The organism is Streptomyces sp. DSM 40868 (genome assembly GCF_011820545.1).
GTDB classification, from domain to species: domain Bacteria; phylum Actinomycetota; class Actinomycetes; order Streptomycetales; family Streptomycetaceae; genus Streptomyces; species Streptomyces eurythermus.
Map to the genome: position 1 here is coordinate 6,131,651 of NZ_CP050504.1, position 13,801 is coordinate 6,145,451.

At 70.6% G+C, this 13,801-nt stretch carries 11 protein-coding genes; 2 read left to right on the forward strand and 9 right to left on the reverse strand.

Annotated features, from left to right (window positions below):
* The first annotated feature begins 105 nt into the window (after positions 1–105).
* Both HB370_RS27995 and HB370_RS28000 read left to right on the forward strand, forming a co-directional pair.
* On the forward strand, positions 106–1,701 hold the full coding sequence (locus tag HB370_RS27995; protein ID WP_030793029.1) for an acyl-CoA carboxylase subunit beta: 1,596 nt from the start codon (positions 106–108) through the stop codon (positions 1,699–1,701).
* A 21-nt stretch (positions 1,702–1,722) separates the two neighbouring features.
* Positions 1,723–1,914 (forward strand): acyl-CoA carboxylase epsilon subunit, encoded by a 192-nt coding sequence (locus HB370_RS28000; RefSeq protein WP_030793027.1) that lies wholly within the window; start codon positions 1,723–1,725, stop codon positions 1,912–1,914.
* Between the two features lie 219 nt (positions 1,915–2,133).
* Here HB370_RS28000 and HB370_RS28005 read toward each other — a convergent pair whose 3' ends face one another.
* The 9 genes from HB370_RS28005 to HB370_RS28045 form a co-directional block, all read right to left on the reverse strand.
* Positions 2,134–2,418 (reverse strand): hypothetical protein, encoded by a 285-nt coding sequence (locus HB370_RS28005; RefSeq protein ID WP_030793025.1) that lies wholly within the window; start codon positions 2,416–2,418, stop codon positions 2,134–2,136.
* A gap of 88 nt (positions 2,419–2,506) precedes the next feature.
* The gene (locus HB370_RS28010) at positions 2,507–3,088 is read right to left on the reverse strand and encodes an ATP/GTP-binding protein (RefSeq protein ID WP_014675207.1); all 582 of its coding nucleotides are present in this window, start codon (positions 3,086–3,088) and stop codon (positions 2,507–2,509) included.
* Positions 3,069–3,647 carry a DUF742 domain-containing protein gene (locus tag HB370_RS28015; protein WP_030795493.1) on the reverse strand — a complete coding sequence of 193 codons (579 nt, stop codon included), beginning with the start codon at positions 3,645–3,647 and terminating at the stop codon, positions 3,069–3,071. The genes HB370_RS28010 and HB370_RS28015 overlap by 20 nt, the downstream gene beginning before the upstream one ends.
* Positions 3,648–3,743: 96 nt before the next feature.
* Entirely contained in the window at positions 3,744–4,157 is a 414-nt protein-coding gene (locus tag HB370_RS28020) for a roadblock/LC7 domain-containing protein (RefSeq protein ID WP_029385896.1), read from the reverse strand.
* 10 nt (positions 4,158–4,167) lie between these two features.
* Positions 4,168–7,566, reverse strand: coding sequence for a nitrate- and nitrite sensing domain-containing protein (locus HB370_RS28025; protein ID WP_208974449.1), 3,399 nt, complete (start codon positions 7,564–7,566; stop codon positions 4,168–4,170).
* A 379-nt stretch (positions 7,567–7,945) separates the two neighbouring features.
* The gene (locus tag HB370_RS28030; RefSeq protein ID WP_167513040.1) at positions 7,946–8,521 is read right to left on the reverse strand and encodes an ATP/GTP-binding protein; all 576 of its coding nucleotides are present in this window, start codon (positions 8,519–8,521) and stop codon (positions 7,946–7,948) included.
* Positions 8,502–8,900: a DUF742 domain-containing protein gene (locus tag HB370_RS28035; RefSeq protein ID WP_030612634.1), complete on the reverse strand. Its 399-nt coding sequence runs from the start codon at positions 8,898–8,900 to the stop codon at positions 8,502–8,504. The genes HB370_RS28030 and HB370_RS28035 overlap by 20 nt, the downstream gene beginning before the upstream one ends.
* A gap of 111 nt (positions 8,901–9,011) precedes the next feature.
* A complete protein-coding gene (locus HB370_RS28040) occupies positions 9,012–9,425 on the reverse strand; it encodes a roadblock/LC7 domain-containing protein (protein WP_014675212.1) in 414 nt (137 codons plus the stop codon).
* Positions 9,426–9,434: 9 nt separating this feature from the next.
* Positions 9,435–13,355 carry a nitrate- and nitrite sensing domain-containing protein gene (locus HB370_RS28045; RefSeq protein ID WP_208974450.1) on the reverse strand — a complete coding sequence of 1,307 codons (3,921 nt, stop codon included), beginning with the start codon at positions 13,353–13,355 and terminating at the stop codon, positions 9,435–9,437.
* Between the last annotated feature and the right edge of the window lie 446 nt (positions 13,356–13,801).

A 13,801-nucleotide genomic window follows, 5' to 3' on the forward strand; every position in this document is an offset into this window, starting at 1 on the left:
GGCTGCATCGCGTGGTGGTTCTGTTCACACGTACCAGGAAAACGGGCCGGAGACTGTACAGAGTCGACGGCTCGCTTTTCTTGGTGTCCTTCGTAAGGTCGCTACATGACCGTTTTGGAAGAGACGACGGGTGAGCCGACCGGCGAGCCGACGGACGCGCGCGGACGGGTCGCCGAGCTGCACGAGATCCGTGCGCGGGCCGTGGCGGGTCCGAGTGAGAAGGCGACCGAGGCGCAGCACGCCAAGGGCAAGCTGACGGCGCGGGAGCGGATCGAGCTGCTCCTGGACCCCGGGTCCTTCCAGGAGGTCGAGCAGCTGCGCCGGCACCGGGCGACCGGTTTCGGCCTGGAGGCGAAGAAGCCGTACACCGACGGCGTCATCACCGGCTGGGGCACGGTGGAGGGCCGCACGGTCTTCGTCTACGCCCACGACTTCCGGATCTTCGGCGGCGCGCTGGGCGAGGCCCACGCCACCAAGATCCACAAGATCATGGACATGGCCATCGCGGCCGGTGCGCCGCTGGTCTCCCTGAACGACGGCGCCGGTGCCCGTATCCAGGAGGGTGTCTCCGCCCTCGCCGGCTACGGCGGCATCTTCCAGCGCAACACCAAGGCCAGCGGTGTGATCCCGCAGATCTCGGTGATGCTCGGCCCGTGCGCGGGCGGCGCCGCGTACTCCCCGGCCCTGACGGACTTCGTCTTCATGGTCCGCGAGACCTCGCAGATGTTCATCACCGGCCCGGACGTGGTCAAGGCCGTCACCGGCGAGGAGATCACCCAGAACGGGCTGGGCGGCGCCGATGTGCACGCCGAGACCTCCGGCGTGTGCCACTTCGCCTACGACGACGAGGAGACGTGCATCGCCGAGGTGCGCTACCTCCTCTCCCTGCTCCCGCAGAACAACCGCGAGAACCCGCCCCGCGTCGAGTCCGCCGACCCGGTCGACCGCCGCAGCGACGTCCTGCTGGACCTGGTCCCCGCCGACGGCAACCGGCCGTACGACATGACCAAGGTCATCGAGGAGATCGTCGACGACGGCGAGTACCTCGAGGTCCACGAGCGCTGGGCCCGCAACATCATCTGCGCCCTGGGCCGGCTGGACGGCCAGGTCGTCGGCATCATCGCCAACCAGCCCCAGGTCCTCGCGGGCGTCCTGGACATCGAGGCCAGTGAAAAGGCTGCGCGCTTTGTCCAGATGTGTGACGCTTTCAATATCCCGATCGTCACCTTCCTGGACGTCCCCGGGTTCCTCCCCGGCGTCGACCAGGAACACGGCGGCATCATCCGCCACGGCGCGAAGCTGCTGTACGCCTACTGCAACGCGACCGTGCCGCGGATCTCGCTCATCCTGCGCAAGGCGTACGGAGGTGCCTACATCGTCATGGACTCCCAGTCGATCGGCGCCGACCTGACCTACGCCTGGCCGACGAACGAGATCGCCGTGATGGGCGCGGAGGGCGCGGCCAACGTCATCTTCCGCCGGCAGATCGCCTCCGCCGAGGACCCCGAGGCCATGCGGCAGAAGATGGTCAAGGAGTACAAGGCCGAGCTGATGCACCCGTACTACGCGGCCGAGCGCGGCCTCGTGGACGACGTGATCGACCCCGCCGAGACCCGCGAGGTGCTGATCAAGTCGCTCGCGATGCTGCACACCAAGCACGCCGACCTGCCCTCCCGCAAGCACGGCAACCCGCCGCAGTAACCCTTACGGAGACCGACACCCATGAGTACTCCTGACATCCGCGTCGAAAAGGGTCACGCCGAGCCCGAGGAGGTCGCCGCCCTCACGGCCCTCCTCCTCGCCCGAGCCGCCGCGCAGCCGCTCCCGGCCACGACCCACCGAGTCCGCGCCCGGGCAGGCTGGCGCCGCCTGGAGCGCGAGCCCGGCTTCCGGGCACCGCACAGCTGGCACTGAGTTCTGTGGTCCACGGCCCCGTCGCTCCTTTGGGAGGGCGGGGCCGTGATGCGTTCAGAGGAGGATGATCTGGCCACCGCGTCCGCGATCTCCTCGAACCGCCGGTGCACACCCCGCTGCAAGCGCACGGCCTTCGCCACGGTCGTGCCCAGCCGTAACGCGGCCGCTGCCTCAGCGCTCACTTCCCGCCCCCTCGACACACCCCGATCGAGGGCATTGTCACCCCTCGCGCCGTCTCTCGTCCCGCTTTCGCAGCCACGGCTCCAGCGGCAGGGACAGCGTGGCCACGCAGACCGCCGGCCACAGGGAGGTCAGGCGCAGGCCCGGCGTCCACAGCGGCAGCAGGACGGCGGTCAGGAACGTGGTCAGCCAGCCGAGGACCAGCGGGCTGCGCAGCCGGGCCCGCAGCGGGAACAGCAGCGCGGAGGACACCAGCGCGCTCGGCACCAGCAGCAGCGCCGCCCACAGCAGCGCACTCCAGCCGTCGACCTCGATCACATGCATCCCGGACCCACCGTTGCGTACCACGACAAAGGCTCCTGTCCTCAGAGAAGAGCGACAGGAGCCCGCGTCGGTTGCCCGAGGGGCGGAGTTACCGCAGGCGGGCCATCAGGGCGTGTTCGACGAGCGTGATGAGGGCGCTCTTGGCGTCGGCGCGGTGGCGGGCGTCGGTGGTGATGATGGGGGTGTCGGGGCCGATCTGGAGTGCTTCGCGGACTTCGTCGGGGGTGTAGGGCTGTTGTCCGTCGAAGCCGTTGAGGGCGATGACGAAGGGGAGTCCGCTGTTCTCGAAGTAGTCGACGGCGGGGAAGCAGTCGGCGAGGCGGCGGGTGTCGACGAGGACGATGGCGCCGATGGCGCCGCGGACGAGGTCGTCCCACATGAACCAGAAGCGGTCCTGGCCGGGGGTGCCGAACAGGTACAGGATGAGGTCCTGGTCCAGGGTGATGCGGCCGAAGTCCATGGCCACCGTGGTGGTGGTCTTGTCCCCGGTGTGGGTGAGGTCGTCGATGCCGGCCGACGCGGACGTCATGACGGCCTCTGTGCGCAGCGGGTTGATCTCCGAGACGGCGCCGACGAACGTGGTCTTGCCCACGCCGAAGCCGCCCGCCACCACGATCTTCGCGGAGGTGGTGGAGCGGGAAGGACCGCCGCTAGAGCTTGCGAAGTCCACTGAGCACCCTTTCGAGCAGTGTCACGTCTGGCTGGCCACCGGCGTTCTCGTCGCCGCCGGGCTGATGGATGGCGACCAGGCCCGCCTCCGCCAAGTCGGCGACGAGGATCCTGGCCACGCCGAGGGGGATCGTCAGCAGGGCCGAGATCTCGGCCACCGACTTGATCTCCCGGCACAGGTTGCAGATCCGCTGATGCTCGGGCAGCTGGCCCTGCATCTGGTGCGGAGCGGCGGTGGTGTGCACCAGTGCCTCGATGGCGAGCTGGTAGCGCGGGCGGGTCCGGCCGCCGGTCATGGCGTACGGACGCACCAGGGGGTTGTTCGCCGCCGTGGCCGGGGCCGGCTCGGGACGGCGCTGCGGCTGGACCGGCTGGATGCGCGGTGCCTGCGGCTGGTCGTACGGCGGCTGGTTGTAGGGTCCGGGGCCCTGCGGGGTGTAGGGCCGGCGGTGGTTGGGGGCGGAGGGGAAGTTGTACGGGTTCGCCGAGCCGTCCTGCTGGCCCTGGGCAGGTCCGTACGACCAGTTGCCCGAAGACGAATCGCCTGGGGGTGTTGCCACTTTCTCCTCCTCCGAACTGCGCGGGGCACCCATCCCTGTGGAAGCCGCGTCCCGAAACCTTACGGCCCCGGGACACGTAAACGCATCGTCCGATTACTAGTTGAGAAGGCTTCCCTGGAGCTCCGCGCGGAGATCCGGGGTGAGAACCGTGCCCGCGCGGTCCACCAGAAGGGCCATCTCGTACCCGATGAGGCCGATGTCCGCCTCCGGGTGGGCCAGTACCGCGAGGGACGAGCCGTCGGAGATGGACATGATGAAGAGGAATCCTCGCTCCATCTCCACAACCGTCTGGTTCACGTTGCCGCCCTCGAAGATGCGCGAGGCACCGGCGGTCAGCGAGGTCAGACCGGAGGCGACGGCCGCGAGCTGGTCGGCGCGGTCGCGGGGGAAGCCTTCGGACATCGCCAGAAGGAGTCCGTCGGCGGAGACCACCACCGTGTGGGACACCCCCGGGGTGTTGTCCACGAAGTTGGTGATCAACCAGTTCAGGTTCTGTGCCGCCTGGCTCATCGGGCTCACACTAACGCTCCTGGTTGTAGGTGCTGTCAGGACCGAAGCCCTGGCCGTTCGTATCACTGCCTGCGCTGCGCCCGCGCTGGACGCCCCGACGCAGGTTGCTCAGCCTGCCCCGGACGTCCTCCGGGGCGCGGGAGACCTGTGGGCCTCCCTGGGGGGTGGATTCGGCGGAACCCTCGACCAGGTTGGCCTTGGGCACCCGCCGCGGCAGACCGGAGGCGGTGACCCCGCCTGCCTTGGGCTTCCGGAGCTGCGCGGCCTGCTGCCACCGCTCGTCGTTCGCCGACCGCCAGTTGCCGTCGCCGCCCGCGCCCTGGGTGTTCCCCGGTGCCGGGGACGCCGCTTCCTGCCGCACGCGCGCCGTGCCGTTCGCGTTCGAGTTCGCGGAGCCGGCGCCGTGGGATCCGCTCGCGGGGGCGCCACGGCGGGGCAGCCCGGCGTCGGTCACCTCGTGCGCGGCGGGAGAGGCCGTACCCGGACGGTCGAAGCCTACGCCGTTCCGCTCATCCGCGTCAGCGGCCCGCGGGGTTTCCGTTTCCGGAGCGTACTGGGCCGGATAGCCGTTCTGGTAACCGTCCTGCTGCGGCCAGTCGTCCTGGTAGGACGGCTGCTGGGCGGGCTCCGCGTACGGAGCCTGGGACTCAGGGTAACCGCCGTCGGCGGAGAAGCCCTCGGGCTGCGGGACCTCACCGGTCGGCGAGTAGTACTGCTCGTCGTACGCCTGCTCGTACGGCCGCTCGTACGACCCGGAGTGCTGCTCCTGGTACGAGCCCGTGTGCTGCTCCTGGTAGGAGCCGGTGTGCGGTTCCTCGTACGAGCCCGTGTGCGGTTCCTCGTACGAGCCCGTGTGCTGTTCCTGGTACGACCCGGTGTGCGGTTCCTCGTACGAGCCGGTGTGCTGCTCCTCGTACGCCGGGGCCTCGAAGTTCTGCTGAGGCTGCTGCGCGTCGTACGCCTGCTGCTCCTGGTACGCCTGCTGCGGCTGTTCCTGGTAGGCCTGCTGCCCACCGGTGAACGGGTCCTGGTACCCGGCGGTCTCGTGCTGCGGCTCGGCGTGCTGCCGGCCCTGCCGGCCCTCCAGCGCGGCGCGGCGCTCCTCGCGCAGCCGGGTGCGGCCGACGGGGTCCAGCCCGCGGGCGCCGTCGCCGTCCCCGGTGTACCGGCTGTCGTCGAAGCCCAGCTCGGCGGCGGTGCGCAGCGGCTGCTGCTGTCCGGCCGGCTCCCCGCCCTGGAACTGCTGCTCCGGGATGATCTGCGAGACGGTGAACTCGTCGCGCTCCAGCGGGGCTTCGGCGCCACCGCCGTGCGTGATCGCGTCCGGCAGCATGACCAGGGACGTCGTACCGGCCTGCTCGCCCGAGGGGCGCAGCTGGACCCGGATGCCGTGCCGGTCGGACAGCCGGCCGACCACGAACAGGCCCATGCGCTGGGAGATCGCGGCGTCCACGGTCGGCGGGTTGGCCAGCTTGTGGTTGATGTCCGCGAAGTCCTCGGCGGTCAGACCGATGCCCTTGTCGTGGATCTCGATCATCACGCGGCCGTCGGGCAGCCGGGTCGCGGTGACGCGGACCTTGGTCTGCGGGGAGGAGAACGTGGTGGCGTTCTCCAGCAGCTCGGCCAGCAGGTGCACCAGGTCGGTGACCGCACGGCCGTGGATCTCGGCCTCCGGCACACCGGACAGCTCGATGCGCTCGTACTGCTCCACCTCGGAGGAGGCGGCGCGCAGCACGTCGATCAGCGGCACCGGCTGGTCCCAGCGGCGGCCCGGCTCCTCGCCGGCGAGGACCAGCAGGTTCTCGCCGTTGCGGCGCATACGGGTGGCCAGGTGGTCCAGCTTGAAGAGGTTCTCCAGCTGGTCGGGGTCGGCCTCGTTGTTCTCCAGGTCGGTGATCAGGGTCAGCTGGCCCTCGATCAGCGACTGGTTGCGGCGCGAGAGGTTGGTGAAGATCGCGTTGATGTTGCCCCGCAGCAGCGCCTGCTCGGAGGCGAGCCGGACCGCCTCGCGGTGCACCTGGTCGAAGGCGCGGGCGACCTCGCCGATCTCGTCCTTGCTGGTGATCGGGATCGGCTCGACCCGGGTGTCGACCCGGCCGGGGTCGGTGCGGGAGAGCTGGTCGACCAGCATCGGCAGCCGCTGCTCGGCGATGCCGAAGGCGGCGTTGCGCAGACGGCGCATCGCGCGGCTCATCTGGCGGGCCACCATGCCGGCGAGGATGAACGCGGCCAGCAGACCGATGACGACGACGGCGCCGGTGATCAGGGCGGAGGTCTTGGCGTCGTCGGCGATGCCGGACGCCTCGTTCACCGCCTTGTCGGCCATGTCCGACTCGATCTGGCGGTAGGCCTTGTACTTCAGCGTGTTGACCGCCCACCAGTTGTCGGTGGTGATGCCCTTGGCGGCCAGTCCCTCACGGGTGAGCGTGCTGGTGTCCTTCATGGTGGCCAGCGCCGTCACCATGTCGGTCGGGTCCGACGGCGGGGCGACGTACTCGGGGTCCTCGGCCTTGGCCTTGCGGGCCAGCGCGGCGGCGTCCGCCTCGACCTTCGACTTGGCCTCTTCCAGCTTCTGCGCGTCGGCCTCGGTGCCACCGCCCTTGTACTCCTCCAGCGCGATGCGCTCCAGGTAGGCGTACGAGGACAGGGAGATCTGCTGGGACGCGAGGTTCGGGGCGTCCGGGCCGGGCTTGACCAGCAGGTGCGTGCCGATCGACCGCTCCAGCGACAGCGCCGCCTTGGTCAGCGACATCGCGTAGACGGTACGGCCGTAGGAGGTGATGTTTCCGGTGCCCAGACCGAGTTCGTTGGCGAACTCCATCAGCGGGTGGATGACCTCGACGTAGCCTTCCTCGGTCTTCACGCCGGTCATCTTGGAGGTGAAGGCGGCCTGCCGCAGCCGGGCCAGCTGGGGCTCGGCCTCGTGGAACAGCGTCAGCCGGCGCTTGATGCCCGACTTGTCCGGGGCGCTCTCCGCGGCGTCGTCGAACACCTTGGCGGCCTGGTCGGTGGCCTTGCGGGCGTTGTCGACGGCCGCCTTGCTCTCGGCGTCCTTCTTGTTCAGCAGCAGCGGCTCGGCGCTGACGTCGCGCTCGTTCTCCAGGGCGTCGGCGTAGGAGAGGGCGGCGCGCACCAGCCGGGCGGTGTTCTCGGCGTCACGGGCCTCCTGCCAGGTGTCGATCGAGCTCTTCACCTGGAAGCCGCCCATGACGAGGCCGACCATCACGGGTATGAGCAGGATCGCGTTCAGCCGGGTCGGCACCCGCCAGTTCCGCGGGGAGAGACGGCCGCCGGACGCCGGAGCCGCCGCCGGCTCCGCGCCGGGAACGGGGGTGGGCGCCGCAGCGCGCGGCGGCGGGGTGAAGTTGCCCCGCGCCGACGGCTCGGGACCGTTCTTGCTTCGCCTCACTCGACCAACAACCTCTCGGCGGTCGGCACCTACGTCGTGCCGCAGTCTCTCAGAGCCCGGTTCACCACAGACCACTACGGGGTACGTCTTGGACCATTGGGCAGTTCAGGCATTCCAGCACGTGGACCAGCGCGATTCCAAACAGCGGAACCCCGTGATGGAGCGAATGTAAACGCCAGATAAAACGGTCATAAAGAGCGAGCCTTGCCAAAAGGCGGGGGGTTCGTGCGCGCAGCGGTACCGTTCGAACGCGTCGCGTGGTGATGCCCGGCCATTCCTCTGCCGAACTGTTATGAACACCGGAGCCGACCGTGTCTAAGGCCACAGCCGGCTCCGAAACCTTTACGACAACTGCCGTATTGCCCGTCGCACTTGGGTGTTACTTCAAGCGGGCCATCAGGGCGTGTTCGACGAGCGTGATGAGGGCGCTCTTGGCGTCGGCGCGGTGGCGGGCGTCGGTGGTGATGATGGGGGTGTCGGGGCCGATCTGGAGTGCTTCGCGGACTTCGTCGGGGGTGTAGGGCTGTTGTCCGTCGAAGCCGTTGAGGGCGATGACGAAGGGGAGTCCGCTGTTCTCGAAGTAGTCGACGGCGGGGAAGCAGTCGGCGAGGCGGCGGGTGTCGACGAGGACGATGGCGCCGATGGCGCCGCGGACGAGGTCGTCCCACATGAACCAGAAGCGGTCCTGGCCGGGGGTGCCGAACAGGTACAGGATGAGGTCCTGGTCCAGGGTGATGCGGCCGAAGTCCATGGCCACCGTGGTGGTGGTCTTGTCCCCGGTGTGGGTGAGGTCGTCGATGCCGGCCGACGCGGACGTCATGACGGCCTCTGTGCGCAGCGGGTTGATCTCCGAGACGGCGCCGACGAACGTGGTCTTTCCCACGCCGAAGCCGCCCGCCACCACGATCTTCGCGGAGGTGGTGGCCCGGCCCGCGTCAGAGCTTGCGAAGTCCACTGAGCACCCTTTCGAGCAGCGTCACATCCGGAGCGCCGCCGTTGTTCTCGTCGCCACCAGGCTGGTGAATGGCGACCATGCCGGCCTCTGCGAGGTCGGCCACCAGGATCCGGGCCACGCCGAGCGGCATGTTCAGCAGCGCCGACACCTCCGCGACCGACTTGACCTCGCGGCACAGGTGGCAGATGCGCTGGTGCTCCGGGAGCAGCCCCATGAGCACGGCCGGGTCGGCCGTGGTGCTGATCAGCGCCTCGATGGCGAGCTGGTAGCGGGGCCGGGTCCGGCCGCCGGTCATGGCGTAGGGCCTCACCAGCGGCTGGTCGCCCTCGTCCCCGTACGGCTCCGCGTACGGATCATGATGGGCGGTGGGCGGGGTCATGAATCCTCCGGGCGGGACAGCAAGTCGGTCAGTCAAGCCGTCTGACGGGGCCGGTGGGGGGATTGTGGCGGCCGGACGGTGTTTTCGTGAGGTGGGTGGTGCCGGGGCCGGTCAGTGGAGCAGACTGCCCTGGAGTTCGGCGCGCAGGTCCGGGGTGAGTACCGCACCCGCGCGGTCCACGAGCAGTGCCATCTCGTAGCCGACGAGGCCGATGTCCGCCTCCGGGTGGGCCAGCACCGCGAGGGACGACCCGTCCGAGATGGACATCAGGAAGAGGAACCCGCGTTCCATCTCCACGACCGTCTGTGCCACGGTGCCGCCCTCGAAGATCCGGGACGCCCCGGCCGTCAGCGAGGTCAGGCCGGAGGCGACGGCCGCCAGCTGGTCGGCGCGGTCTCTCGGGAAGCCTTCGGACATCGCCAGCAGAAGGCCGTCGGCGGAGACCACCACCGTGTGGGACACCCCGGGGGTGTTGTCCACGAAGTTGGTGATCAACCAGTTCAGGTTCTGTGCCGCCTGGCTCATCGGACTCAACTAACGCTCCTGCTGGTGAGTGGGGCTCGGGAAGCTGCCGGTCTGGCCGCTGCCGGCCTGACGGCCCTGAGCGATGCCCCGACGGAGATTGGTCAGCCGGCCGCGTACGTCATCGGGCGCACGCGAGACCTGCGGACCGCTTTGGTGCTGTTGCTGCTGGGCGGTGCCGGGCACGAGGTTCGCCCGGGGCACGCGGCGCGGCAGGCCGGAGGTGGTGACCCCGCCCGCGGCGGGCTGCCGTACGCGCTCGGCCTGCCGGACGAGTTCGTCGTTCGGCGAGGTGCGCCAGGAGCCGGTGTTCGACCCGGACCGCTGCGGAGCGGACGCGGGCGACTGCGGCTGCGCCTGGGGCTGGTTCTGCTGCGGCGCGGGCGCGTTCTCCTGCTGCTGCTGGAACCAGTTGGTCTCCAGCGTGTCGAACAGCGGGGTACGACCGTCTCCCGGGCCACTGGCCGGCGGCAGGGCCTCCGGCTCGGTGCGCGCCGGACGCTGCTGCTGCGGGGCGGCCGGGTGCGGCGCGCCGAAATCTTCGTGGCCGGCCGGCCGCGGACGCTCGAACTGCCCGGTGTGGCCGGGGTCCGGCCGGCCGGGAAGGGCGTGCTGTCCGGTGGAGCCGCCGTCGTAACCGCCGTCGTACGCCTGCGGGGCCTGCGGCGCCGGGAACTGGCCCGTGTGCCGGCCGCCGTTGTCCGGCCGGCCGGAGCCCGGCGCGCCGAACACGTCGGAGCGGGCGAACGAACCGGTGTCCTGCCGGGCACCGGGAGCGTCGAAGGGCCCCGCCTGCCGCTCGGCGTCCGGACGCGCGAACTGCCCCGTGTGGCGGGCGTTGTCGAGCTGCGGGAAGCCGCCGGCCTGCCGGCCGTTGTCGAGCTGCGGGAACTGGCCCGTCTGCTGGGCGTTGTCGAGCTGCGGGAACTGGCCCGTCTGCTGCGCGTTGTCCGGCTGCGGGAAGCCGCCGGCCTGCCGGCCGTTGTCCGGCTGCGCGAACCGTCCCGTCTGCTGGAGGTCGTCCGGGCGGGCGAACTGACCCGTCTGCTGGGCGGAGTTGCCCGCGCCGGGCAGCTCCGGACGCTGGAACTCGCCGGTCACGGCCGGACCCCGGTCGTCGACGCGGGGCATCTCCGCGGTCGAGCCCGGACCCTGCTCGTCGTGGCCGCGCGGGGTGTCCAGCGAGGCACGGGACAGCGGGGCCTGGTCGGCCCAGCCAGGGGTGCGGGACTGCGGCTCGCCGCCGGGCAGTTCGGCCCGCGGGCCGCCGCGCGGCGGCAGCTCGGGGCGGCGCCCCTGGTCCGCCGGGCCGTCGGACCGCTTGCGGCCACGGCCGCCACGGCTGCCACCGCCGCTGCCATTGCCGCCGGCGCCGAACAGGTCCTGCGGCGGACCGTTCGGGTGGGCGGTCTGCAGCCCCTGCGGCGCACCGGGCGCCTGAGCGCCGCGGCCGCCCGCGCCGGAACCGGCCGGCACCCGGCCGCCCTGCTGCGGCGCGGCACCGGCACCGCCCTGCGGACCACGCGCACCGCCCGGCGCTCCGGGACGGCCGCCCTGGGCCGGGTTGGACAGCGCGGCGCGGGGACCCTGGCCGGGACCGGCCTGGCCGCGCGGGGCGGGACCGCCGCCGAGCAGACCGCCACCGGCCGGGCCGCCACCGGCGTTCCCGGTCTGCCGCCTGGCCGCGGCCGCACCGGCGGCGGCCTGCGCGGCGGCGGGCCCACCGGAGGACACGGGCGCGCCGGGCTTGCCGGGGACCGGCTTGCGGTCGCCCTGGGCGACGTCCACCGGCAGCATGACCAGCGCGGTCGTACCACCGGAGTCGGACGGGCGCAGCTGGATGCGGATGCCGTGCCGCTGCGAGAGCCGGCCGACCACGAACAGACCCATGCGGCGGGAGACCGACACGTCCACGGTGGGCGGCGAGGCGAGCCGCTCGTTGATCGCCGCGAGGTCCTCGGGGGACAGGCCGATACCGGTGTCGTGGATCTCGATCAGGACGCGGCCGTCGGGCAGCGCGTGACCGGTGACCTTGACCTTGGTCTGCGGCGAGGAGAACGAGGTCGCGTTCTCCAGCAGCTCGGCGAGCAGGTGCACGAGGTCGTTGACGACCCGGCCGGCGACCTGGGTGGTGGGGACGGCGGCCAGCTCGATGCGCTCGTACTGCTCCACCTCGGACGCGGCGGCACGCAGCACGTCGACCAGCGGGACCGGGCGGGTCCAGCGACGGCCCGGCTCCTCACCGGCGAGCACGAGGAGGTTTTCGCCGTTACGGCGCATACGGGTGGCGAGGTGGTCCAGCTTGAACAGGGAGGACAGCTGGTCCGGGTCGGCCTCGCGGGACTCGAGCTCGGAGATCAGCGACAGCTGGCGCTGGATCAGACCCTGGGAGCGGCGCGAGAGGTTGGTGAACATCGCGTTGACGTTGCCCCGCAGCAGGGCCTGCTCGGCGGCGAGGCGGACCGCCTCGCGGTGCACGTCGTCGAAGGCCGCGGCCACCTGGCCGATCTCGTCGCGGGAGTGCACACCGACGGACTCCACGGAGGTGTCCACGTCCTGCGGGTCGGACTCGGAGAGCTGCTTGACCAGCTCGGGCAGGCGGTCCTGGGCGACCTTGGTCGCGGTCTCCTGGAGCCGGCGCAGCGAGCGGATCATGGAGCGGGCCACGACGAACGCGCCGACCAGCGAGACACCGAGCACGAGCAGGATCAGCGCACCGGAGATGATGGCGTCACGCTGGGTGGCGCTCTTCAGCTCGCGGGCCTTCTGCTCCATCTCCTCCAGGAGCGTGTGCTCGATCTTCTTCATCTGCTCGATCTTGGTCGAGCTGTCGTCCACCCAGTCCTTGTAGGAGCGCGCCGGCAGCTGCTGGAGGCCGTCGGGGGACTCGAAGGAGCGCTTGGCGTAGGTGTCGGCCGCCTCGATCGTCGGGTTGCCCTCGTCGATCGGCTTCAGCAGCTCCTCGGCGTTCTGGTCGGCGTAGATCTTCCGGAAGATCGCCAGCTCGGAGTTCTCGCTCTCGTACGCCGACTGGCCGTAGAGGCGGTCGTTCTCGGAGAGGTCGCCCTTGGTGGAGGGGGTCGCCGGCAGCGCGGCGGCGATCATGGCCCGCTGTACGGAGGCGTACTCCTTGGCGGTGGAGAAGGCCGCCAGGGCGCGGGTACGGGAGATCATCTCCGGGTTGCTGGACGCCTCGGCCATGTCCTGGGAGAGGCCGATCAGCTGGGTGATGAGCCGGTGGTACGACTCGATCGTCTGGGAGGCGTTCTGCTTCGACCCGTACGCCTTCTGCCGGATCTTGGCCAGGTCGTCCAGCTGGTTGGCGAGGCCGACGAGCGCGTCACGCACGCCCTGGAGCTTGCCGTCCTTGCTCGCCGCGTCGATCTTCTCGGAGTCGTCCAGGAAGTCGTCGCGGGCCCGGTCGGTCTTCTGCTGGTAGGCCTTGATCTGGTAGTCGCCGGAGTTCAGACCGCCGTGCGCCAGCGGGCCGGCGGACTGGTCGCGCTCCTCCTGGAGCGCCGCGGCCAGCTCGGTGGCCTGCTTGGTCATCTCCGTCAGCAGCTTCATGTTGTCGAGCTGCTGGATGTCGTTCAGGTTCTCGTTGATACGCAGGGCGCCCAGCGAGGTGGCCGCCACCACGGGGAGCGCGAGCAGCGAGACCAGGCGGGTGGAGATGCGCCAGTTGCGCAGGTGCAGCCGGGAACCGGAGCTGACGGAGCCGCCCGGGGCGGGCTTCACGGTCGGCGTGGGGGCGCCGGAGGGAGCCGTCTTCGCGGGGGCCGACAGGGCGGGGGCGCCGGGGCGTCCGCCGCCGTCCTTGGCCGGGGCCGGGCCCGGACCCTGGGCGTGCTGGGGCGTCGAACCGCGGTCGGTCCCGCCGTGCGGCTCCGGCTCCGCCGAAGCGCTGCCATCCCTCTTGAAACGTCCCTGCACTAGCGTCGCAACCTCTGGACCAGGCGCCCCTCCGGTGAACGGAGGGACACGGTGTCGGCGTTGTGGGGAGCGCCCTGAATACGCCCCCCGGGTGGTCTTGAGTGACCGGCGCTGGCTTCCCCCTGTCTCGCCGCCACTCGGCGCTGTGTCGCGCCCCCTGTGCGCCGGCTCGATCCCGCGGCGGTCCGTGGAATTCCAGCACAGTGCAGGATCTCCAACAAGGGCGGCGGGCCGAGCTGTGACCTCTGTGACAACCTGTGAGTGGTGCGTTACCAGCCGTTGAGTCATATTCGGTCGAAAACGGGCATACATCGGCGAGTTGCCGCTGGGTGCCAGGTGTCCCAGTCGCCATGATCAGGAGCGGAATGATGGGTTCAGGGGCCCAATGTCCGTTTCGTTAGGGCCGGTTGACGGCCGGAATTGACCGGTTTGCCCGTGAGTTGGTG

Excerpts from the sequence above, each read along its gene's own strand:
- HB370_RS28005 (WP_030793025.1), bottom strand. The coding sequence starts at position 2,418 with ATGCATGTGATCGAGGTCGACGGCTGGAGTGCGCTGCTGTGGGCGGCG.
- HB370_RS28000 (WP_030793027.1), top strand. The coding sequence starts at position 1,723 with ATGAGTACTCCTGACATCCGCGTCGAAAAGGGTCACGCCGAGCCCGAG.
- HB370_RS28020 (WP_029385896.1), bottom strand. The coding sequence starts at position 4,157 with ATGAGCCAGGCGGCACAGAACCTGAACTGGTTGATCACCAACTTCGTG.
- HB370_RS28040 (WP_014675212.1), bottom strand. The coding sequence starts at position 9,425 with ATGAGCCAGGCGGCACAGAACCTGAACTGGTTGATCACCAACTTCGTG.
- HB370_RS27995 (WP_030793029.1), top strand. The coding sequence starts at position 106 with ATGACCGTTTTGGAAGAGACGACGGGTGAGCCGACCGGCGAGCCGACG.
- HB370_RS28035 (WP_030612634.1), bottom strand. The coding sequence starts at position 8,900 with ATGACCCCGCCCACCGCCCATCATGATCCGTACGCGGAGCCGTACGGG.